At 34.3% G+C, this 21,854-nt stretch carries 22 protein-coding genes and 2 pseudogenes; 7 read left to right on the plus strand and 17 right to left on the minus strand.

Annotation, left to right across the window (positions count from 1 at the left end):
* Positions 1–312: 312 nt before the first annotated feature.
* The 3 genes from BN1082_RS23660 to BN1082_RS23670 form a co-directional block, all read right to left on the minus strand.
* The gene (locus BN1082_RS23660) at positions 313–1,422 is read right to left on the minus strand and encodes a lactonase family protein (RefSeq protein ID WP_090639117.1); all 1,110 of its coding nucleotides are present in this window, start codon (positions 1,420–1,422) and stop codon (positions 313–315) included.
* A 353-nt stretch (positions 1,423–1,775) separates the two neighbouring features.
* Positions 1,776–2,141 (minus strand): putative zinc-binding protein, encoded by a 366-nt coding sequence (locus BN1082_RS23665; RefSeq protein WP_090639120.1) that lies wholly within the window; start codon positions 2,139–2,141, stop codon positions 1,776–1,778.
* 448 nt (positions 2,142–2,589) lie between these two features.
* Entirely contained in the window at positions 2,590–3,081 is a 492-nt protein-coding gene (locus BN1082_RS23670; protein ID WP_090639122.1) for a hypothetical protein, read from the minus strand.
* 493 nt (positions 3,082–3,574) lie between these two features.
* Between BN1082_RS23670 and BN1082_RS23675 the strand changes: the two genes are divergently transcribed.
* Positions 3,575–4,687 carry a site-2 protease family protein gene (locus tag BN1082_RS23675; RefSeq protein ID WP_090639124.1) on the plus strand — a complete coding sequence of 371 codons (1,113 nt, stop codon included), beginning with the start codon at positions 3,575–3,577 and terminating at the stop codon, positions 4,685–4,687.
* Between the two features lie 126 nt (positions 4,688–4,813).
* Here the strand turns inward: BN1082_RS23675 and BN1082_RS23680 are convergent, their stop codons facing one another.
* On the minus strand, positions 4,814–5,227 hold the full coding sequence (locus BN1082_RS23680; RefSeq protein ID WP_090639127.1) for a VOC family protein: 414 nt from the start codon (positions 5,225–5,227) through the stop codon (positions 4,814–4,816).
* 469 nt (positions 5,228–5,696) lie between these two features.
* Here BN1082_RS23680 and BN1082_RS23685 point away from each other — a divergent pair, with 469 nt between their 5' ends.
* Positions 5,697–6,113: a VOC family protein gene (locus tag BN1082_RS23685; protein ID WP_090639130.1), complete on the plus strand. Its 417-nt coding sequence runs from the start codon at positions 5,697–5,699 to the stop codon at positions 6,111–6,113.
* 160 nt (positions 6,114–6,273) lie between these two features.
* On the opposite strand, the gene BN1082_RS23690 is transcribed toward BN1082_RS23685, so the two are convergent.
* On the minus strand, positions 6,274–6,840 hold the full coding sequence (locus BN1082_RS23690) for an MOSC domain-containing protein (protein WP_090639132.1): 567 nt from the start codon (positions 6,838–6,840) through the stop codon (positions 6,274–6,276).
* A gap of 174 nt (positions 6,841–7,014) precedes the next feature.
* Positions 7,015–7,608: pseudogene (locus BN1082_RS28970) on the minus strand (DUF3885 domain-containing protein).
* Positions 7,609–8,076: 468 nt separating this feature from the next.
* Here BN1082_RS28970 and BN1082_RS23705 point away from each other — a divergent pair.
* A complete protein-coding gene (locus tag BN1082_RS23705) occupies positions 8,077–8,880 on the plus strand; it encodes a CsxC family protein (RefSeq protein WP_090639137.1) in 804 nt (267 codons plus the stop codon).
* Between the two features lie 121 nt (positions 8,881–9,001).
* Here BN1082_RS23705 and BN1082_RS28975 read toward each other — a convergent pair whose 3' ends face one another.
* The 3 genes from BN1082_RS28975 to BN1082_RS23715 form a co-directional block, all read right to left on the minus strand.
* Positions 9,002–9,061 carry a hypothetical protein gene (locus BN1082_RS28975; RefSeq protein WP_425412215.1) on the minus strand — a complete coding sequence of 20 codons (60 nt, stop codon included), beginning with the start codon at positions 9,059–9,061 and terminating at the stop codon, positions 9,002–9,004.
* A gap of 576 nt (positions 9,062–9,637) precedes the next feature.
* Positions 9,638–9,895: a DUF3291 domain-containing protein gene (locus BN1082_RS28765; protein WP_342666676.1), complete on the minus strand. Its 258-nt coding sequence runs from the start codon at positions 9,893–9,895 to the stop codon at positions 9,638–9,640.
* Positions 9,896–10,009: 114 nt separating this feature from the next.
* On the minus strand, positions 10,010–10,441 hold the full coding sequence (locus tag BN1082_RS23715) for a MarR family winged helix-turn-helix transcriptional regulator (RefSeq protein WP_090639140.1): 432 nt from the start codon (positions 10,439–10,441) through the stop codon (positions 10,010–10,012).
* A gap of 166 nt (positions 10,442–10,607) precedes the next feature.
* On the opposite strand from BN1082_RS23715, the gene BN1082_RS23720 reads away from it, so the two are divergent.
* Positions 10,608–12,281, plus strand: a complete 1,674-nt coding sequence (locus tag BN1082_RS23720) for an alpha-keto acid decarboxylase family protein (RefSeq protein ID WP_090639142.1) — start codon at positions 10,608–10,610, stop codon at positions 12,279–12,281.
* Between the two features lie 302 nt (positions 12,282–12,583).
* Positions 12,584–12,862, plus strand: a complete 279-nt coding sequence (locus BN1082_RS23725) for a hypothetical protein (RefSeq protein WP_090639145.1) — start codon at positions 12,584–12,586, stop codon at positions 12,860–12,862.
* 24 nt (positions 12,863–12,886) lie between these two features.
* Here the strand turns inward: BN1082_RS23725 and BN1082_RS23730 are convergent, their stop codons facing one another.
* The gene (locus BN1082_RS23730) at positions 12,887–14,809 is read right to left on the minus strand and encodes an LTA synthase family protein (protein ID WP_090639147.1); all 1,923 of its coding nucleotides are present in this window, start codon (positions 14,807–14,809) and stop codon (positions 12,887–12,889) included.
* Between the two features lie 467 nt (positions 14,810–15,276).
* On the opposite strand from BN1082_RS23730, the gene BN1082_RS23735 reads away from it, so the two are divergent.
* Positions 15,277–16,581, plus strand: a complete 1,305-nt coding sequence (locus BN1082_RS23735) for a glycosyltransferase family 2 protein (protein WP_090639150.1) — start codon at positions 15,277–15,279, stop codon at positions 16,579–16,581.
* Between the two features lie 171 nt (positions 16,582–16,752).
* Here BN1082_RS23735 and BN1082_RS23740 read toward each other — a convergent pair whose 3' ends face one another.
* Entirely contained in the window at positions 16,753–17,088 is a 336-nt protein-coding gene (locus BN1082_RS23740) for a hypothetical protein (protein WP_245640535.1), read from the minus strand.
* 539 nt (positions 17,089–17,627) lie between these two features.
* Positions 17,628–17,756 (minus strand): hypothetical protein, encoded by a 129-nt coding sequence (locus tag BN1082_RS28630; RefSeq protein ID WP_281177057.1) that lies wholly within the window; start codon positions 17,754–17,756, stop codon positions 17,628–17,630.
* On the opposite strand from BN1082_RS28630, the gene BN1082_RS23745 reads away from it, so the two are divergent.
* Complete coding sequence (locus tag BN1082_RS23745) at positions 17,704–18,180, plus strand: ECF transporter S component (RefSeq protein WP_245640543.1); 477 nt, start codon at positions 17,704–17,706, stop codon at positions 18,178–18,180. The genes BN1082_RS28630 and BN1082_RS23745 overlap by 53 nt on opposite strands.
* 286 nt (positions 18,181–18,466) lie before the next feature.
* On the opposite strand, the gene BN1082_RS27880 is transcribed toward BN1082_RS23745, so the two are convergent.
* From BN1082_RS27880 to BN1082_RS23770, 5 genes and pseudogenes are all read right to left on the minus strand, one after another.
* A complete protein-coding gene (locus tag BN1082_RS27880; RefSeq protein WP_090639156.1) occupies positions 18,467–18,862 on the minus strand; it encodes a hypothetical protein in 396 nt (131 codons plus the stop codon).
* A 575-nt stretch (positions 18,863–19,437) separates the two neighbouring features.
* Positions 19,438–19,905, minus strand: coding sequence for a DUF3291 domain-containing protein (locus BN1082_RS23755; protein WP_090639158.1), 468 nt, complete (start codon positions 19,903–19,905; stop codon positions 19,438–19,440).
* Between the two features lie 151 nt (positions 19,906–20,056).
* Positions 20,057–20,380 (minus strand): annotated as a pseudogene (locus BN1082_RS23760) (NUDIX hydrolase); the annotation flags it as partial.
* 197 nt (positions 20,381–20,577) lie between these two features.
* Positions 20,578–21,117 carry a P-loop nucleotide/nucleoside kinase family protein gene (locus BN1082_RS23765; RefSeq protein ID WP_090639163.1) on the minus strand — a complete coding sequence of 180 codons (540 nt, stop codon included), beginning with the start codon at positions 21,115–21,117 and terminating at the stop codon, positions 20,578–20,580.
* A gap of 99 nt (positions 21,118–21,216) precedes the next feature.
* Positions 21,217–21,633, minus strand: coding sequence for a hypothetical protein (locus BN1082_RS23770; protein WP_090639165.1), 417 nt, complete (start codon positions 21,631–21,633; stop codon positions 21,217–21,219).
* Positions 21,634–21,854 lie beyond the last annotated feature (221 nt).

The raw sequence follows: 21,854 nt of genomic DNA on the forward strand, positions 1-21,854 counted from the left end.
TTTCACCGTACTTTCTTCAATCATTCAATATATATGGCCCAACCTGAATAAAAAGAACAACCTTACAACCCTCTGCAACGTCATGTGCGTCCGGTTCTTATGCGAACTAATCGCTATGACAAAACTTCCAACATTTCATTAAGATTGGCATTAGAAGTACTTGTCCATAGTGGTATGTATCTTATTTGGCTATCGCTTCGGCAGGATTCCCCCCAGCCTCCTTTCCTCTATTCAACACTCCTGCTTGCATATATTACCTAAATTTTGTAATTAAAATGTGATATTCTACCAAATATAGCGAACTCAATAGAATCAAAGAACAGCTAAACCTTGCGATCCGAAATAAGGAAAGTTGGTCCAAGCAGCAACCTGCAATCTAACCAGAATACCATCATCTTGGATGTTAAACACTGAGACTGTGCCCTGATTTCCGTTAAGGGTGTAAAAATGCCGTCCATCTTTACTAACTCCAACATCCATCGGCAAACCTGGTGCTGTACCTGGCGGTGTACTGGTAATATGTCTTACCACTGATAGTGCTCCATTGGGATCAATTCGGTAGGTGGAGATGGTGCCGCTTAAAGTATTGGTAACGTATGCAAACCGTTCATCCCTCGTTGGTATAACCCAACAAGCTGTCTTATATCCGTTTGGTATAGAACCGCTGATCACGTGAAGGATCCCGTCATTGCTCATTGAATAGGATGACAGTGCATTTGATTCTGCTTCAGTAACTAGGAGGATTCCAGTGGATAGAAAATAAACACCCAATGGGCTTTTGCCATAAGAATTATTAACGATTGGTTCTGTAACCGTACCATTTTGATTTACATGGAATACACTGAGATGATTTGAAGTAAGCTCGGATACAAGGATTTTACTACCATCACGAGTGAAAAGAACCTGAGCGGGCTGAGCATTGAAAGTGCTGAGAGAACGGGAGGATCCAGGAATAAGAGTAAGGCGTCCGTTATCATCGATGTGAAAACCAGTGATATTGGATGAAAAATTGTTTGCGGCATTTCCTACATTGCAGACATAAACAAGATTACCAAACATATCGATACTATTGGGCTGAGTACCTTCTGATGGCTTTACATCCACGAAAACAGGTACTCCGCTGTCGGTAATGATAAAACTACTGATACTATGGCTGCCTGCGTTCACTGCAAGAAGGAAACGTCCATCACGGGAAATAGTTAGGGCTCCTTGTGACGTAAGGGGATCGACACCATCGTTTGCCGTTGCCGTGGAGACTTCCTTTGTACCAGTACCTATACCATAAGTTGGGTAGGAACCGACAAAGGTGAGCATTCCATTCATGTCCCTATTAAAGGCAACGACTTGATTCATTAAATCATTGTTGGTCATAATGTAAACCATACTCGTACGCGCACGAAAATATTTGTTCATTATCTGCATTTTATGACTCTCCTCCTTTCATAATTTTATATGGTGCTTTTGTCAATTCAATTCCCCAAATTGATGTAAGATGATTTAAAAGAAAGATGGATTTTCATCCACTTATCTCACTAACCTTTCGTAAGTTAAATAGCGATAATGAAAAAGGACTGTCGAAACAGTCCGTACGTTCATCATTTCACAAGATTGCTTTTGAAACAGAAAAAGGAGCAATAAGGACAGATATTAAAAATTCCTACTAAAGAATGATTTGTTTTTTATAAAATTAACTAACAAGTAAATAAGGGCAATGGCTAAATAGCGATGCAGTTCTCTCTTGACCCCATAATGTTGTTCAGAAATAAAATCAACGATTAAAAATGATTATTAATGAGTTCCAAAATACGATTGTATGCACTTATATAAAGATTAGGGTCAGGATCTTTACCATTTATCTTTGGTACATCAAAGTCAGAAAGTACAAAATGATATTTGGGCTGAACTTCATGTCTAGCTAAAGAACTTTTGCAACAGGATAAGGGACAACCATCAATTGCAATAATCTCTCTTCCTGATTTTGCTGTTCTGACAAGTGATTTGACATCACCTCCAACACCAGCGATACAGGACATTTCAGCTAATTTTTCTCGATCCATTTTTATAGCAATCATGTTAGCAGTTTGTGCAGCTGATGAACATCCAGAGCATGAATATACAATAGGTAAGTCATTTTTTTTCACCGTTCTATCCCCCTATTCTTCTTTTGATTAACTAAAATATGTGTTTATATTGAAACAGCCTAAGCTGAATAACTAAAATTCATTTTAATTTAATTGTTATTTAAATTCCGTGAATAATGTCACTTTTCTATTAATTTAAAAAATAGGAAAGGAAAAGAATTTCCCTTCTCCTTTGATCAATTCTTTATTCTATTAACCTACCCGGTTTAGCGCAATAAAAAAGCGTTTCTTCTTTTACGGAAACGCCTCCTTTGAAGAAGAATATTTATAAGAAACCTATTGTTTAAAAACAAGCGTTGAATACATTTTGATTCTATATATTTAGATAACAATTACGGTTTTCTTAAACTTTTTTATTTGACTACTAAATTAGTTGTCTAGGGTTAAATAATTCTTTCCAAAACTTTAGCAACGCCATCATTATCGTTTGTATCTGTTACCTCATTAGCTATGTCTTGTTTTTTTCTTTCGTATCTGTGTTTAATAAATCTCCAATTATAATATATGAAATCGACAACATTATCAAAGCAAAAATATTCGGGATCAAAGTGTAGATATGGTTAAAAACAGATTCATAATGATTTAATGGTGTAATATAAAAAGCGATTGCAAAAGATAGAACCAACCCTATAATTGATAATTTTGATTTTCTATTTGAAATCATAAATAAATAGTAATAAATCGCACTAAGCATCCAAAATTGGACAACTAACCAGGCGTGAGATAAACGGATATAATACTTTGTCTTTAAGTAAGTCACGATTAGAATCCCAATCACTACGATGGCAAGAAAAGGAGCTAATCTCACAAACTTTAAAATTCGGTCTAATCGCTTTTTCCCTCTGACATCACGAAAAGATACGTTTTTTATTACATCGTTTTTTATTGCAATTAACAAACTCATTAAAACAAGACCGCAAACTAATATGATTATAGACATATTTCCTTCTCCTTCATTGATTTATGTAAAGCAATTTAATGAATGGTTGACCAATCAAAAACGTCTAACCCTCCCAAACCTACTTTTACCGTAATTTTGGTTCCTTTACACGTTCCATTTTCATTGCTCTTCCTTCTCGTTGGTAACAACTACAACATTCATTTTTATTCCTTTTCATTGTACGGTTTTAGAAGGTTAAGATTTTAGTAAGCATTGTCACAAATATCAGGTGACAAAAGTAATATTTTCATAATCCAATTATGGTGCCTGACACTTGATTTGTGTATATTCCGACAACCTCATTTTTCCATTAAAACAACTTAGTAATAGTTACAACACCATCAGGAATATTATGTAAATTCCCTCACAAATTTTGAAAATTATGTATATTTACTTATTTCTTAAGTTATTTTCCAATTATTTCTTGTATAATAGATATACGACTAATTTTTTTCTTTTACAAAAGATGTTGTTTTATAAAGGGGATGTTTATTTGGAAAAAAAGATAATAGAGGGTGGCAAGAAGACCTCCTGGGGAGTATTAGGTGCAATTGGATTGGTATTAATTGGTAAATTAAAATATGTTTTAGTAGTTTTTAAATTCCTTAAACTTCATACACTTTTAAGCATGTTTATTTTTCTAGCAACCTATGCCTCTATTTTTGGATGGAAGTTTGCAGTAGCTCTAGTCTATCTATTGTTTGTACACGAAATGGGACATACGTATGCTGCTAAAAGGATTAAACTGCCTGTTGGCCCTGCTATATTTATTCCTTTTGTTGGTGCGGTTATTGGCCTTAAAGAAATGCCTAAAAGTGCAAAAGATGAGGGATTTGTAGCATATATGGGTCCCTTATTTGGATTGTTATCCTTTTTGCCTGCCTTTCCACTGTATCTATATACACATGAACCATTCTGGGCACTTCTGATTATTTTGGGCGGGATGATTAATTTATTTAATTTAATTCCAATTACTCCATTAGATGGTGGAAGAATTGCAGCAGGGATCAGTACTAAGCTATGGGGGTTAGGGATTGTATTATTGTTTGCGTATTCTGTAATAAAACTTAGTTTTATAGGTTTTTTAATTGTCATCCTAGGTTCAAATGAATGGTACAAATTGTTTAAAAAACAAAAAAGATTAAATGATGATAAAATGGAAATCAAAGAACTTGAACACTTGATATTAAAATTAAAACAAGAATCACCTGATTTAGATTCAGTTCAAGAAATGACTAGAAAGGCAAAATGGGAAATCACAAACCGAGAAATAACTGAAATATTAAATACACTGAATTCGGAAATTGAAAAAATGAAAAAAGATCTTTATCTTCAGCAATTATCAGGTGGCCATACATTGAGTGAAGAAGATAAGAATAACCATCAAAAAGTTATTGCAGGTATTCTCAACAATTTAGATGAAAAACTATCAGATTTAAAAAAAGAAGTACAGACAACGGAAACCTACTATAAAACGGATAGAAATACGAAAGTGCAATTATTTTTAATTTATATTGGCCTAGTCATTGCACTATCAATTAGTTATTATTATGGCAATGAAATTCTCATGAACCATCCAGAAATACAAAAAGTCATGAATAGATAAAAACATAACCTAATCATTGTTTTTCCTAGGTAACAGAGGATTTTTATAGAACTATAGACAACAAATAATAAGTAAAAACCTCCTATTTCATGTCGAACATGGAATAGGAGGTTTATTCTACACCCCTTAGTTTTTGTTCCAATCAGATGGCATCTGCCGAACTGTAATCAGGTCAAAGCGGTTACCATACAAATCTTCGAATACGACCTCTCGTCCATATGGCATATCCTTCGGTTCGCCGTAAAATACGACACCTTTTTCTTTCATGGTCTTGTAATCGCGGTCAACATCGTCGGTTTCAAGTGTAATGAAAACGTGATCTGCGACTTGGGAACCTACACGATTTCGTTTGTTTTCCGTATCGGCTTTAACAAATACGATGCCTATATCAGGTTGACTCGAAAGTGCGACCGTTACCCAGCGGAAGTCCCCAAACTGATTGTCTGCAGTAAGCTCAAATCCCAGTTTTTCCGTGTAAAATTTAATGGCTGCGTCCTGGTCCTCTACCAGAATCGTGATATTTCCCATTTTTCGTATCATACAAGTATTCCTCCTGTTATTCTATTTGAAAATTATACAATTCTTTATTCGGTTTGTCTGTATCCATGAATTTACCTAAAAACGAAGTACTATTCATTATCGGCTTCCAATGAGCAGACAACTTGGATTCCCAGAATTGTTCAAAAAAAGAATCCATAGTTGTAGTTCGTTCAGTTGAAAAAGAAAAAAATAAGAGAATCTGCCCACTCATTCTTTTTGAATTCAATTTTCATTGAACAACTAACGCAAGAAAATATTTAATTGTTTGGTTTTACCGATAAATATCAAAAGGTAAGAAAAGAATAATTGTGATGTTATGTGGCATATAAATAATCTGGTTGACCTAACGAAAAGGAACAAGAAACCCATATCAGTAATATTTGCACGATAGAAGAAAACACACAAGTGTTATAGATATAGGTCAAAACGTTTATTTCTGAATAATCATTGTTAAAAAGGAGATTAGTGAATGAGGTTGAATCATTTAAATCTATTTGTTGATGATTTATCAGAAGCTAGACATTTTTTTGAAACATATTTTGATTTTCAATTTTTGGAACAAAAAGGAAAAGCTCTTGTAGTGCTGAGTGATGAGAATGGATTTATTCTCGTGTTAAGTGATCCAAAAGCATTTAAGGGAAAAAAGGATATTAGATATCCTGAAGCTTTTCATATTGGTTTTTTGGTGGAAACTTCAAGTGAGGTTGATCAAGCATATGATCGTTTAGTAGCTGGTGGCATTGAAATAGACAAGGAACCTTATACATTGAGAGGTAATAGTTATGGTTTTTATTTCACAGTATTTAATGGTTTATTAATTGAAGTTTCTTGCATTGACTATAGAGATGGTAAAAAAGTTTCAAAACTCAATGACACTCATCTTTAGTAATTGCTACAAGATACAATAATCCCCGTTATCGGGAATAAAAAAAGGATCTTCAATTGAAGATCCTTTTTTGCTTCTTATGTAACTAACGCACTCTATAGTTTAAATACGTTTATTCACAAACAAGATTGCTAAAGGTACAAATTCGCATCCAGCTAGTTTAAACACGTTCAAGCTTTTTAAATGGTCTGTGAGGTAATTCAGTACGGATGGTATCACCTGGTTTCACTTCTCCACTCTGCAATATAACTCCCATTATTCCTGCTTTTCTTATTAGATTTCCATCCGAATCCTTATCCAAAACAGCCTTTAAAAGACCCGGTTTAAAATTATCAATTTGAGTACAAGGATTTCGTAAGCCTGTTACTTTAATAATTGCAGACTCACCTATAGATAATATCGTGTCAGTTGGTAATTCAAGAAGATTTATTCCGACAGTTGTAATATTTTCACCCAATTGTCCAGGTTTAATGTTAAAACGGTCTGTTAACTCTTCGAATAACTCATTTTGAATTAAATGCACTTGTCTTAGGTTCGGTTGGTTTGGATTTTGTGCCACTCTGGAGCGATGTTTAACCGTTGAACCAAAGTGTGCATCGCCTTCGACCCCTAAACCCTTCACTAATTTTATAGTCTCTTGATTTTCCTTACTAAACGTATGCTTCTTACTTAAACTAACTGCTATAACTGTCCCTAAAATTAAACTCTCTTTTTTTTCATCAAACATTCAATCCTCACAGCCTTCCTTTTTTAACTCCCTGTTTGTTCATATTCAATCAAGGATTAATTATTCCTTCCTCCACTCCCCGTTAGCACAATAAAAATCCGCCAGAAACCGCGACGATATAAGAGAATCAGCATACCATTTCCATTTGGTGATTGTGAATCCGATAAAGTTGACTTATCCTTTTACATTGAATAACTGATTTATACGGGACCTATCATAATCCAAAATCCAATCATTAAAAAAGTGATTAATCTCTTCTATAGATTCTTTATTAGTTGCTACTAAATCACAGCCTCGACCATCGTAAATACTAAAAATTGTTTCCTTTTTTATATTAATAAAATAGAGGCGAGGCATATCGCTATAAAAAAATGCCCGGATTATTTTTGTAAGATTGATGTCAGCTACCTCACATTTTAATAATAACCTTTGAGTTCTCCACTCATTTACTTCATCCTCTTCGGGGTCACGAAACGGAAATAGGTGATGTTTTATTTGGTACTTGATATTTTTCCTAGTTAGGAATGGAGTAAAAACATTTAATTACTTAAATGGTTTTCGATGGAGTTGATCAAAAAAGCATACAATAAAAATTTCATCACCTTTTTTATGCAAAGTATGTAAAAGAGTTTTACCTCTTTTTAAAACGCGATCCATATATATTTCATCATTTTCCTCATTGGGATCCCCTAACTCGAAACGAATTCCAATATTCCAGTTATAAAATAATGGAGGCTCAAGAGATAAACTAGGAAAGTTTTTCATCATATATTCATCAATATTCAATAGTAAGTACCTAACTCTCTTTATTTTTCTTCAAATTCTCTAAACAACATTCTTTTGCTGAATGGGAAAAACGAGCTAACTGAGTTATCCATTATTGAACTCTAGCACCCGTTCGTTTAAGTACAATTCTTCACAATTCTTGACTTTACTCGAGTCCATTTAATTGTGATAAGTGATGTGTAAAATGATAGAACGGTAAGGATACATGCCGTTGGTAACGAACGAAATCCTCCCATTTCGTGTTTTCTCTTGGATTGTAGTGGCTATCAGTTCTCTATTAATCGTATCTTTCTCTTTTGGTTGTTCCGTTTGACTTGGCTACTCGCCCAAAAAGCCCATTTCTATAAAAATATGTGAATGACCATTATGCTTGTCCATTCTTTAACTTGTACAAAGAATACTTTAATAAAGTAAAACCTAAAAAAATAATAATGAAATGAGGTGTTTTTAATGGGATGTAATGATAATCTTCAACCCAATCAAGCAAGTCAATCCGACCCCCCAGGTCCTTGTCCAGTAACACCAACACCACTGAGTTCATTTACGAGTGCAAATACCGCAACAGTAGCTGGACCACTTGTTAATAGGATTAAAGTTCCTGTTGTCCTAGCAGAGCCAACGATCCAAATTCCTATAGAGACAACAATTACGCTTGGAGCTTTAGCAACTGAAATTAAACGAGTGAAAAAAAATGTATTTTTGGATCAAGTGAAACTTGTTCCGGTTGCACCATTTACGCGTGTTGACGGCACTGACTTTTTTACCTTTTCAAGAGCTAAATTATTTATAGCAGGGCATATTCGCAAAAATATTGAATATACTTCGGCTGGGTCTTCGATTGTGGGATGTACTGTATCGCTTATAGATCAAGTTGTCGATATTCCATTCACTGGATTTACAGAACTTAGTACAACGGCTGGAACGCTTATTAATTTACCAATCCTCGGTATCAATGAAACTTCCGAGTCTAGTTTCCATAGTGATACAAACAACTTAAATGCTCGCTTGGATAAATTCTTCTTCAACAATCTTGTCAAATTCAATGAACAGCCATTTGGTGAGTTAGTAGCAGCAAACTTCTTTGAACTTGATTTTGCGTCACCGGAACCAGCACCTGAGGCAACTTTTACTTTTTCCACGTTTACTGAAAAAATCGTCTTGGAACTTACAGTGAAAGTATTACAAACTCAGCAACTTGCAATTGCTGCAACTTCAGTAGTTCCTGTGCTTCCTGGTCTTACTCCTCCACTTTAATGGATGTTCTTCAGCATATATAAGAAAAAGGGTTCTGTTTCTTGTAAACAGAGCCGTTCCTCCAATTCAATCCTTGTATAACACTCAAATAGTCCTAAAGATGCACAGGATAAAGAAGAAATCATAATCGAATTAAATTTTTCTGAAGAAGGTAAAACGCTTCAACAAGTTGAAGAAATATTTTTTAAAAATGGGATAAAAATATTAGGTTCAATTCAAACAAAAGACAGTATTCCTTTTCAGTTAATCTGTTTTGATTATGAAACAAATCCAAACGGTGATTTTATTTATAGAGATGTTCGTTTTATTTAAATGATATTCTTACGCACAAAAAGCTAGGGGATTAAATCTTAGCTTTTTTTAGTCCATAAAAATAGTCCTTCTTCAACCTGAACCTTTAGTTGAACAAGGAAAAGGCGATCCTTCGTTATTGAAGAATCGCACATGTTAGAGAATAAGGTACATAAAAAAAGACCGTCAATCCTTTCTGGATTTACGCCATCTTTTGTTTAAATGATAATTTCACATTAACCAAGAGACCTCACTGCTACTTAACCAAGCACGTCTCCCCTTTTTCATCAAACGCGTGCTTAAAATCAAACACAAAAGGCGTGGGTCCATTCTGAATATAATAGCTGTATCTCTTGAAAGCCTCCTCCCATGAGACATCCTTCAACTTCTCTGTCCACCACACTATATAGGAAAGGTGTTCTCTTGATAATGCTCTATCCATTTGCTCCTATCTCTTAACACTTGCCTATGCTGACCTGAATATGTAAAACGATATAAGGATTGAAAGGCTTTTCCATACCGTTAGTGTAAGAATAGGGAAACCATCCCCTTTTAGGGCTTCTTCAGAAAAAGGGACTCCATCAGGTGAAAACGCCTCTATAAGTTGTCCTAATATATTTGCCTGACGATATACTTCATTTCCAACTTTAAAAAATTCACGAGAGGCAGGGTGGTCATAAGGGTGATTTAACCTACCAACCGTATAGATTGAAACTAAAGCCATAAACAGCCCTCCATCCATAATTTTTTACCTAGTTATATTCAAGTAAGTTTCGATATCATAACTTTAATAATAAAAAACAGGATGCTCTTCAATAATAAAGACATCCTTTCTTAATTATTCACTATCAATGATTTTTTTCATAATCACTTTCCAAATCTCTTCGTTTTTGGATCCAACCTCTTCAAAAATCGGATTCAATTTACCTCGTTGAACGCCACTTAATTGCCTTTCAAGATTTTGGCCTTTTTCTGTTAAATACAATTCCCGGACACGGCGATCGTATTCCGCAGGTTTACTAATAATAAATCCCATTTCAATCAATTGCCGCATCGGAACATTTATAGCCTGCTTAGTTACTTCTAAACTTGTCAAAAGTTCGTTAACACTTAAACCCGGTTTTCGTGCAATGAAAAATAATATCCGATGATGAACGCGCTGAATACCATGTTTTTCAAGAATACGATCAGGTTCTTTTATGAACGCACGGTAAGCAAAATAAAAAAGGACGTGTATATCATTTAATTGTTCTTCACGCTTTTTATCCATTTGGTTTATGACCCCCTAATAAAAGAATATCAAAGTATCAGCATTTTTAAAATCAGTAGTAAAAAATTAAAAATAGGTAAACTATATTGACCTATTTTATTATTTGGTGTTATATATTAATAAAGGTCAAGTTTATTGACCTAATATTTTTAAGGAGTGTTACATCATGAATTCAACAACATGTACAGTTGGTGATTACTTACTTTTACGCCTAAAAGAAATGGGTGTTAAACATATTTTCGGTGTACCTGGTGATTTTAACCTTGGATTTCTAGATCAAATCGAAGCAATGGATCAATTGGAATGGATAGGTAACTGTAACGAATTAAATGCCGCATATGCAGCAGATGGTTATGCACGTATCAATGGTATTGCGGCATTGGTAACGACTTTTGGTGTTGGAGAATTAAGTGCAATTAATGGGATTGCAGGTTCTTATGCAGAACAATTACCTGTTATCAAAATTACTGGTTCGCCAGCAACAAGTGTTGCCAATTCAGGTGCTTATGTTCACCATACGCTTGGTGATGGCGACTTTGAACATTTTAGTAGAATATTTAAAGAAGTAACTGTGGCTCAAACAACCTTAACAGAAGAGAATGCAGCTGATGAAATTGATCGCGTGCTTAAAGAATGTTGGCTATATAAAAGGCCGGTTTACATCAATCTTCCTTCTGATATAAGCTACAAAGAAATTAAAGCTCCAAAAAGCCCAATACAATTGCCTGAGTTTAAAAGTGAAATCAATCAATTGAACACATTTCTCAACCATACATTAAAGAAAATAAATCAAGCAAAGTTTCCTGTTATTTTAGCAGATTACGAGGTTAATCGTTATCACCTAAATGAAAAGTTGGGAAATCTTGTTAATAAATCCGGATTCCCTATTGCTTCCTTAAGCATGGGAAAAGGTGTAATAGATGAGACTCATCCTCAATTTATTGGTGTTTATACTGGTTCATTGAGTGATCCATATGTTAAAAGTCGGATTGAAGAGGCGGACTGTATATTAAGTATCGGGGTAAAGCTAACTGATTCTATTACGGGAGGCTTTAGTCATCATCTAGATGAAAGTAAGTTAATTGAGATTCATTCTTCTTATGCAAAAATAAATCAAGAAACCTATAATACGGTTTCTATGAGTGATATATTGGAACTATTAAGTGAAAGTGTTGAACATCGAGACAATGAAACACAGAACATTAAACCTTTCTATAAAAGAAAAGAAGATATAAATTTGGTTCCAACGACTCAAGCGCTTAGCCAGGAACGATTTTGGAAGCAAATTAACTGTTTTTTAAATCAAGAGGATGTCCTTATAGTAGAACAAGGAACTTCCTTCTTCGGCGCATCTAATATGCTTCTTCCTGAAAAGACAACTTTTGTAGGACAACCATTATGGGGGTCAATCGGTTATACATTACCATCTCTACTTGGGACGCAAATCGCGAATCCAAATCGTCGTAATGTTTTAATTATCGGTGATGGGTCATTTCAACTAACTGCACAAGAACTATCAACCATACTAAAAAATAAATTAAAACCAATCATTATTCTTATTAACAATGATGGTTATTCTGTAGAACGTGCTATTCATGGACCAAATGAGGAATATAATGATATTAACATGTGGAAATATAGTCAATTACCTAAAGTTCTTGATATGGAAGAAAACAGCATAAGCATAGTAGCTACAAATGAAAAGGAATTAGATGATGCATTCAATCTAGCTAATAGTCAAGATAAGCTTATTTTTATTGAAGTGATAATGGATCGGTTAGATGTTCCAGAATTACTTGGTGCCCTTGGAAAAATATTTGCTAAACAAAACGCTTATTAATAAATAAAAAGGTTGCCTTCGTGGCAACCTTTTAGTCTTTCTATCTTCTAGTCGCACAAAGAGGGTGACACATTAGTAAACAAACTATTTATATTTTGCAACACATATACAAAAAGAAATGAGGAGCTGTTCCGAATTGAAACTTGCTCCCTCAGTATTATCCCACAATTGATTTAATTTTTAATAGGCGTTTGATCAGTTTCTCCAAGTCAAGCTCCCTGCACACTTCCTATCTTCTTCCGATTACTTATAAGCTTCGTGCGATTTCACGGGGTGTCTGGACAGATGAGGATAAATGACCATTGCATTTAGGGAAGTGGAGTGTTCCTGTAAACATTATTTCCTTATTATGGATCGTCTTTTTTGATATTTTGATTGTACTCGATGTTACATTTGGTAGCTATACGATGCACTATACAACAGGAAAAGCTTTTTTAGTGATTATTGCAGCTGTTGCCCTGCTGTATTATACGTTCGCAAAACGTGCCTATAAGGGACCATATTTAGGTAGCTATGCTGAGGTTAACTACCGCCTTAATAAAAGAGAAGATGCTCAATCACAGGTAGAAGAAATGGTATAAGAGAAGAAAATAAAAAAAAGGGAGCTATGCTCCCTTTTTCTTTGTCGGACCTAAATATTGATAATCACTTGGATTGATTGGTTTAAAACCATTTGGATGATAAAAGCGAAGCAGATCTTGGTTCACGACCGTATCAGACATCTGCAGGTCATTTTTCACTTTATTACTTAAGTTATTGCAAGCCTTTTGATCAGTAGCGAGATTCCTTGTAGTGACGCTATAGCATTTGCCACTGGACATAATCAAATCAGTTGAAACGTAATCTCCATTCCTAAATGCAACCCAATTCCGATGCTGTGGCGATAAAAGATCGGAACCAAATTCAATGTAATCTTTTGTATCAATTCCAAGAAGATGAAGAAGAGTAGGACGAACGTCAACTTCCCCGCCGACTTGATGCTCTACTCCGCCTTTAACGCCCGGAACATGGATGAACAATGGTACCTGCTGAAGATTTGAGTCCATTACAGGAGTAATTTGTTTCACTCCCAGCATTTTTGCCATTGCAGGATAATTGTTACTGGAAAGTCCGTAATGATCACCATAAAGAATAATCACCGATTTGTCGTACAATCCATCCTTTTTAAGGGAATCAAAGAATTGTTGCAGTGCCTCATCCATATAGTGGGCAGATTGCATATACTGATCGACAGCCCAGTCTCCAGTATTTCCTTTTGGAAAATTTGTATCGCCTTGATCTATCTCAAATGGAAAATGGTTAGATAGGGTGATGAATTTCGTATAAAAAGGTTGTTTTAAATTTTCGAGCATTGGCATACTTTCAGCAAAAAACGGCTTATCCTTCATTCCAAAGTTCTTTATATTTGGTGGCGTCAGGTTGTAATACGAAGCGTCAAAAAACTGGTCGTAGCCCAATGACTTGTACATAACATTCCGGTTCCAAAAAGTCTTATAGTTTCCGTGGAAAACAGCCGAATTGTAACCATATCCTTTTAAAATCCCAGGAGTTGCTTGATAGGTGTTTTGAGCTTTGCTGATGAACACAGATCCTTGATTTAAGGGATAAAGCGAATTTTCCATTAAAAACTCCGCATCTGACGTTTTGCCTTGTCCGGTTTGATGATAAAAATGATCAAAATAAAAGGTGTCGCCATCATGTGCCAATGAATCCAAAAAAGGTGTAACAAGTTCTCCGTTCGGCATTTTTAAATCAATCATGAAGTTTTGGAATGATTCCATTGAGACAAATATGACGTTCATCCCCTTCGCTTTTCCAAAAAGAACTGGATCAGGAGTGGTATAGGTTGCTTTTCGGTAATTCTCTACTTTTGTAAGATTGTTGCTGGACGCGAAGGCACGCTCACTTGATGATTGAATACTTTGAATAATGTCAAAGATAGTAAAATTGTAAACGCCCAAATATTTAACAATATAGCTCCTGTCAAAGTTGAGGGATAAAAGGTTAGGCCTGTCTTTTTCCGCTAGACTTAAATTCATTAAAAAAATAATGATTGAAATCAAAAAAACAAATTTATATAATTTCCAGGTTTTGACAGTTGCCTGTTTAAATAAGGTACAAGCAAGAACAATCAAGATGATCGTGTCCGTAAAATAAAAAATATCAGAAAAAGCCATCAAACCTACAACACTATCCCCTAATCCTCCAGCATTGGATTTTGCCTGAAGCAAATCAGGAACAGTAATAAAATCGTTGAAGAAACGGTAATAAACAATATTGGCATACAATAAAAATGACAAGATAAAGTGGATACCGATTAATACACGCTTAAAATACTTTTTCGAAAGGAGAGCAAACCCTAAAAAGAAAAGAGCGGAGCTCAATGGATTAATAAATAATAAAAACCTTTGAAGATTATTGTCTGTTCCCAATCTAAAATCTAGGTGATAAGCGATATACGTTTTGAACCAAAACAATAACACAGCAATGACAAAAAAAACAAAATGGTTGTAAGCATTTTTTTTCATATTATTCTCCTTACAAGCCGAACACAATAAATATATCATGATGGTTTTTATAAGAAAATACTCGACTTATCACTTTTGACTAATAAGCTAATCTATATTTATTAAAAAAAAACAGGATTTCTTTGATTCAGTAGCCGGCTTTGTGGATGTAATCACCAAACTTCGCCCCTCTTCATTTATTGTTGCAAACGAAGTTTTTTTTTTTTCTAATGCATTTGCTGTAATTTGGTATAAAAATTTATATTGGCTTAACTAAATCTTAATAAATTATTTAGATATTATTTATATAATTAATTATTAGAGACTTAAACTGAAGTCTTTATCTATTTGATAGGCCAAAGGGAGGCAAGATTTACTTCTTTTGAGGTTATAGTATAGGCAATATATCATAAACTGACTCATGCAGGTTATGTGAAAGCTGTGGAAGAATGTGATCCAAAAATTGATAAAATCGTAGGGGTGTCAGCGTGGACTTAACCATATCAACTTTTATTAATGATTTTAATATTTTCTTATTTATATTTCTTGCATTAATGTATTCGTATCAGATTGTATACATATTTGTTGCATTTAAGGCAAAAAAGAACAATATGCAAGATATGAAGATCGTTCACCCTCGCAAATACGCAGTGATAATCGCAGCTAGAAATGAAGAACTCGTAATCGAAAAATTAATCAAAAGTATAAAAAACCAGAAGTATCCCCAGGGATTGATTGATATTTTTGTTGTAGCGGATAATTGTACTGACAATACAGCTCGGGTTGCGGGGGAAGCGGGCGCTATTGTGAGGGAGCGCATCAATAAGACTCAAATTGGAAAAGGGTATGCTCTCGATTTTATGTTAAAAATCATTCAAAAGGAATATTCATCAAGAAATTATGAAGGATATTTTATTTTTGATGCCGACAATCTCCTTGATGAGAATTATTTATTGGAGATGAATAAAACATTCAATCAAGGATACAGGATTATTACGGGTTATAGAAACTCAAAGAACTACGACCAAAATTGGATTTCTGCAGGTTATGGACTTTGGTTCCTTCATGAAGCTGAATTTCTTAACTTACCAAGAATGTTCCTTCATTCTAGTTGTGCCATTTCTGGAACAGGATTTTTGGTACATGCTGATTTAATCAAAAAAAATGGGGGGTGGATCCATCATCTCCTTACAGAAGACATAGAGTTTTCCGTTTCTAATATCATTAATGGCGAAAAGATCGGATACTGCCGAAGCGCGATGTTCTATGACGAGCAGCCAGTCACCTTCAACCAGTCTTGGCATCAGAGATTACGTTGGGCGAAGGGATTTTATCAAGTGTTCGCTAAATATGGTTGGGAATTGATTAAAGGTTTTCTCCATGGAAAACGTAACAAGTTTTCCTGCTATGATATGACAATGACGATCATGCCAGTCATGCTCGTTTCAGTAATGAGTATTATGGTAAATGTATTATTTTATTTAGCGGGTTTATTTGAAACAAATTATGGGAAAGTTACTTTTTATGCAATAACGATGACATTGTTAAAATCCTTTGGTTGGAATTATAGTGTACTATTTATTCGTGGCTTGATTACAACCTTGACGGAGTGGAAAAAAATTCATTGCTCTGGCTGGAAAAAAATCTTATATACACTTACTTTTCCGTTGTTTATGATTACCTATATACCTATTTCTGTCGTAGCCCTATTTAAGAATGTTGAATGGAAACCAATTACTCATACAGTGGCGAAGTCGATTGACGATTTTCGATTCGACAATGATATAACTTGAAAACTTAAATAGGCAGGGCAGTCCCTTTTTGGGACTGCCCTTACGTTTGCTTTTAATGAAACTTCAGAAATAAGGGTATCCTTTTTAATTCCTGCCATCATCCCGATGTATCGAAATGTTGCCAGGATTCGAACCTCTCATTTTTCAAATTAAACAATTTAAACATAGCAATTATAATAGTCTTATGATTAATTCATCATTTCCAGACGACATCATCATCAATTCTTGTTCAGATTTTGTGTAGTGATCAAATAATGGCGAAAGAATATTGATTCCTATGCTTGCTGTTTGATTTCCATAATTCTTTTCATCCATTTTTTGATTATAGGAAAATGAATAAACATTGGAATAGCGATATTTCTTTTCATCATGAAGATCTTGGAAAATATAATTTGCAAGCTCTCTTTTTATTAAATCTTCATCAATATTGATTGCTTTTATTTCTCGATTAATGTCTTGTTCATCATCTGTAAGGAAGATAAAGTAATCTCCATTTTTTTTGTACAAGGGTTTGGGAACTTAGTTTTCTTAAAGACACTTTAATTTCTTCTTTCAGCTCTAATTTATCTTCATCAATATTTGTTACCATGAACTATCTTTCTGCCATCATTATAATGGAAAAAAGGGAATGTACACACTTTACCAAAATGACTTTAAACTAACATTAATTACAAAATTAAGGACTTTCCATACAGCCTTTACCAAAAATAAAGAGAATGAAGAACTTCCCTCTCCTTCGAATCTTAGATATGCTCTTTCTCTCTCAATGCTGAGCAACTGATGCAGCAAATCCCTGGCTTAAGATCAAAAGTGACAACACGCTAATTACACCAACAGTAATAATAAAAATACCCTTACTTACTAACCTAACCGTTCGTAGTACATAAGGGTATAAAAATGCAAATATGTCTCCTCAATCTAAATGTAGAATTCTGTTCATACTTTCTACAAAACACGGTATTTCTTTTGTGATAACATAATATTTATCTGTATCACGGTAATAAATAGAATTACGTATTTATTAAGTCCCTGATTCTATGATATTATTAAAAAAAAACAGAAGAGGTTATTAAATTGAATTCAACATTCTCATCCACAACAGAAACAACTAAAACAAGATCCATAGTCATCAATGCACTTTTTATCGCATTAACCTTCGTAGCCACGATGTTCATCAACATAAGGCTCCCAATAATGGGTAACGGAGGTCTAATCCATCTGGGTAACGTTCCTCTTTTTATAGCAGCCTTGGTTTACGGCAAAAAAACAGGGGCAATAGCAGGTGCCTTCGGAATGGGCTTATTCGATCTTATCTCTGGCTGGGCAGTATGGGCACCGTTTACATTTATCATCGTAGGTACAATGGGCTTTGTAGTGGGACTTATTGCGGAAAAAGTACCCGGTAATAGATACCTTGTTAACTCTCTAGCAATTGCAACTGCACTAATAATAAAAGTTGTTGGCTACTATTTTGCCGAAGTGATCCTTTACGGTAACTGGATACAGCCATTCGGCTCCATCCCCGGAAACATTTTACAGGTAGTTATAGCAGGTATAATTGTAGTACCTCTTGTAGGACGTTTACAGAAAAGAGTTTGATAGATAAAAATAAAAAGTGATTTTTTATTATAAAAATATTAAGAGAAGTTTCTATTCAAGATAAATCACGAAGAGAGGATATTTCCTCTCTTTTTTTCATTTATGGAGATAAAAGAGTTATCTCTTATTGACCCTTTCTTCAAGAGGAAATTGCATTTTTCCGTCTAAAGACGCCTATTCAACAACAACCAGGTCTAAAAGTATTACCCTTTTTCTAGTAATGCCCATTCAGTTAAATAGCACACTAAAAATTTGTATTGGCAAGTCTAACTTCCTTTTGCTCCTACTAAAGCTGATGGTAAACAAACGAAATAACGAGTGTAATAAGTGGGAAAGCAATACTTATTTTGATGCTTGTCCAGTAAATTTTATTGAGCTTATTATACTTCTCTGTGTAGACCGCATATGCCAATTTGACCTTTTCATAAGCTTCTGTTTCAGTTTCATCATAACTTTTGTCTTCACTTTCATTTATAAACTGCTCAAGTTTGGGAAAAAGCACTTTGTTTATCTTTCGAGAATTCGAAAATTGCCAAATTCCTTGATAGAGCCCAAATCCCAAATTCCATGCGAAGAACAAACTTAATAAAGCGCTAAAAAAATCTGAAGTTAGTTTTCTTCCGAATTCGTTAACCGAACCAATAATTGTCAAGAAGATGAAAGTAATTACAATTAAAACCATAACCGCAGTTATCGGCTTAATTCGATAGAGTTTTTATATCTCTTCCAAAATTTCTTTTTTGCTCTTCGTCATTTCCCTCTCCTTTGCTATTGGATTACCTCACTCGTTAGTTAAAGTCGAATTTAACGCTATCTTTTATTGAACTAGGTTAATAGCATTCAAGGAGATAAGCTATTATCTTGGAATTAATTTACCCTTGTGGTGCACTTACATATAAAAAGACACAATTAAATAAAAGGTAACTATATATGTTAAAGGGATTAAAATTATATGGGCAATAAATATCCACCAAGTATACTTGTTATTCCTTTTTAATTTTAGTGAACCCCTTCTATATACACTCCTCCTTTTACAATTTTAATAGGATGAATTTCCAAGCTATTTTATTCCAAATTCATTTCTTATTTTAAATACGATTAATGATGCACAAAGTTCCAATTTTTCACAAATCTTTTTTCAATTACCCTGCCCCTTTAGAGCTTAATAAGGTACATAAAAAAAGCCGTCAATCCTTCATGGATCAACGCCATCTTTTGTTTAAATGATAATTTCACAATACCCAAGAGACCTCACTGCTACTTAACCAAGCACGTCTCCCCTATTTCATCAAACGCGTGCTTAAAATCAAACGCAAAAGGCGTGGGTCCATACTGAATATAATATCTGTATCTCTTGAAAGCCTCCTCCCATGAAACATCCTTCAGCTTCTCAGTCCACCATACTACATATGAAAGGTGTTTCTCTTGATAAGGCTCTATCCATTTACTCCTATCTCTTAACGCTTGCATATGCTGACCTGAATACGTAAAACGATATAAGGATTGAAGGCTTTTCCATACCGTTAGTGTAAGAATAGGAAAACCATCCCCCTTTATGGCTTCTTCAGGAAAAGGGACTCCATCAGGTGAAAACGCCTCTATAAGTTGTCCTGATTTAGTTGCTTGCCGATATACTTCATTTCCAACTTTAAAAAAATCACGAGAGGCAGGGTGGTCATAGGGGTGATTTAGCCTACCAACCGTATAGATTGAAACTAAAGCCATAAACAGCCCTCCATTTATAGTTTTTACCTATTTATATTCAAGTAAGATGGGTTCTCATAACTAATCTTGGTCAAGCAATTGTTACAAAGTATTTGCATATACTTATCTTACAGCTTTGAAGAAACGCACCTTTTTACGGAACACTAAATCTCTAAAATTCTATATAAAATGGTTGGGTGTCTTCATCCAAACTGTATTCGATTCTTTGTCTGAAATTCATAAAAGTTACCATTTCCAAGACTTGCTCAATCGGATAGAATCCTACTTCCAAACTCTCTGGTGAAGTTGTTAATTTGCCTCCAACTGGCTTAGCTAGGAACAACGTATTACATATTGAATTGTTCACATTTTGGAATATTCCACAAAACTTTATTACCTCAATATCTATACCTGTTTCCTCTTTAGTTTCCCTTATCGCAGCATCTTTTAAGGATTCTCCTTCTTCAACTTGTCCACCAGGCATTTCCCAACCTCTGGTTCACAGTTATTTTTCCAATTGAAAAATAGGATACAATCTATTTAACTCCTTTGTAGAAAATACCTAATTTTATTATAAATGGAAGTGGATACTGATACTATCCCGTATTAAGCTAAACTGCCACGTTCAATAAGAAAGGAGATCGCCGCAGCGTCCCCATCTTTAACTCTTGCACCCGTTCGTTAAAGACGAAATTATAATATTTTATATTTTGGATTGTTTATTATTTCATTTAACACATGAGGAATATCATGAGTTGTATTTTTACTTATATCCAAAAAATGCTTTTCATCTAATTTTGATTCCTTAAACTCATTGACTAAGATTAAACATCTTTCTCCCATTCTATACTCAGGCTTTCTCATATTATCTCTTTTAATTAATGTTTCATTATCAGTCCATAGAACCGCATAAATAACTTCTATATTTAATTCATTTAGTTTTTCACTAAACCATTTTGCTTCTTGTGGGAAGGTTATATAATCCACAACAACATCACTGCCATACTTAAGGAAATTCTTTGTAAGACTTAAAATATTATCCCAAATCAAAGCCACTTCCTCCCTGCTTTCCCAAGGTTTTTTTCTTCCATTAATATGCATATGACTTATATAGTCACCAGAAATATAAGCACTTTGAGGTAATATATTGACAAGTTCTTTTGAAATTGTTGATTTACCAACTCCTGCTGGACCCGATAATATATAAACCTTATTCTCTTCATAATTTTTCATTTTGTAGATCCTCCAGAAAATAAGTACCTATAATTAATTCAATGTATTGGTGATAAATCCTCCTTACACTAATCTGATCCGTTAGCTGAAGAAGGACTGTTATAAAGTTCGTTTTATGATAAATCGTGGTGGTGCTCCGTATTCTTGTTCAGCTTGGAAATAGGCTAATTTTCCATTTATGCAAGAAATAATTGAAGACAAACCATAACCATATACTTGATCTATGGCTGTCTTTAAAGCCATCTCTTTACCATCGATATCTTCATTTATCGACATGACATAGCAAATATTACCAGCACCTTTCTCAGTTAATAATCTTTCGATTTCATTCCGATCTAAGTTTGACTTGGGTATTTGAATCATAAATTCCTTACGGAGCATCATTGAATAATTATGATTTAATCGACACAAAGCATCCCTTCTTTTTTGGGGCGAAAAAAGCTCAAATAAAACCCTTTGTTGTTTATTTTTATTAAAAAAGGATTTAACAATAGCTTCTTCAATTTCTTTGTTCATCCCAACCCCTCCTATACCTTAACTTTACCAAAGGAAACATATTTTGGGGGAATCCTTGTTAAACAAAACTGCCACGTTAGCTCAACAAGAAAAAGTATCGCGGCAGCCATACCAATCTTAAACTCTTGCACCCGTTACTTTAAGTACATTAGTTCACAAACTTTTATAAAAAATTAATTACTGATTTATTACTAAAAACACTGCTCAATATATTGGAAATA

It is taken from the genome of Neobacillus massiliamazoniensis, from assembly GCF_001048695.1.
GTDB classification, from domain to species: domain Bacteria; phylum Bacillota; class Bacilli; order Bacillales; family Cytobacillaceae; genus Neobacillus; species Neobacillus massiliamazoniensis.

Excerpts from the sequence above, each read along its gene's own strand:
- BN1082_RS28765 (WP_342666676.1), bottom strand. The coding sequence starts at position 9,895 with ATGGCTTTAGTTTCAATCTATACGGTTGGTAGGTTAAATCACCCTTAT.
- BN1082_RS23765 (WP_090639163.1), bottom strand. The coding sequence starts at position 21,117 with ATGAAAAATTATGAAGAGAATAAGGTTTATATATTATCGGGTCCAGCA.
- BN1082_RS23685 (WP_090639130.1), top strand. The coding sequence starts at position 5,697 with ATGAGGTTGAATCATTTAAATCTATTTGTTGATGATTTATCAGAAGCT.
- BN1082_RS23660 (WP_090639117.1), bottom strand. The coding sequence starts at position 1,422 with ATGCAGATAATGAACAAATATTTTCGTGCGCGTACGAGTATGGTTTAC.
- BN1082_RS23755 (WP_090639158.1), bottom strand. The coding sequence starts at position 19,905 with ATGGCTTTAGTTTCAATCTATACGGTTGGTAGGCTAAATCACCCCTAT.
- BN1082_RS23705 (WP_090639137.1), top strand. The coding sequence starts at position 8,077 with ATGGGATGTAATGATAATCTTCAACCCAATCAAGCAAGTCAATCCGAC.
- BN1082_RS27880 (WP_090639156.1), bottom strand. The coding sequence starts at position 18,862 with ATGGTTTTAATTGTAATTACTTTCATCTTCTTGACAATTATTGGTTCG.
- BN1082_RS23715 (WP_090639140.1), bottom strand. The coding sequence starts at position 10,441 with ATGGATAAAAAGCGTGAAGAACAATTAAATGATATACACGTCCTTTTT.
- BN1082_RS23730 (WP_090639147.1), bottom strand. The coding sequence starts at position 14,809 with ATGAAAAAAAATGCTTACAACCATTTTGTTTTTTTTGTCATTGCTGTG.
- BN1082_RS23680 (WP_090639127.1), bottom strand. The coding sequence starts at position 5,227 with ATGATACGAAAAATGGGAAATATCACGATTCTGGTAGAGGACCAGGAC.
- BN1082_RS23690 (WP_090639132.1), bottom strand. The coding sequence starts at position 6,840 with ATGTTTGATGAAAAAAAAGAGAGTTTAATTTTAGGGACAGTTATAGCA.
- BN1082_RS23770 (WP_090639165.1), bottom strand. The coding sequence starts at position 21,633 with ATGAACAAAGAAATTGAAGAAGCTATTGTTAAATCCTTTTTTAATAAA.
- BN1082_RS23720 (WP_090639142.1), top strand. The coding sequence starts at position 10,608 with ATGAATTCAACAACATGTACAGTTGGTGATTACTTACTTTTACGCCTA.
- BN1082_RS23670 (WP_090639122.1), bottom strand. The coding sequence starts at position 3,081 with ATGTCTATAATCATATTAGTTTGCGGTCTTGTTTTAATGAGTTTGTTA.
- BN1082_RS28630 (WP_281177057.1), bottom strand. The coding sequence starts at position 17,756 with ATGAACATCGTGGCTACGAAGGTTAATGCGATAAAAAGTGCATTGATG.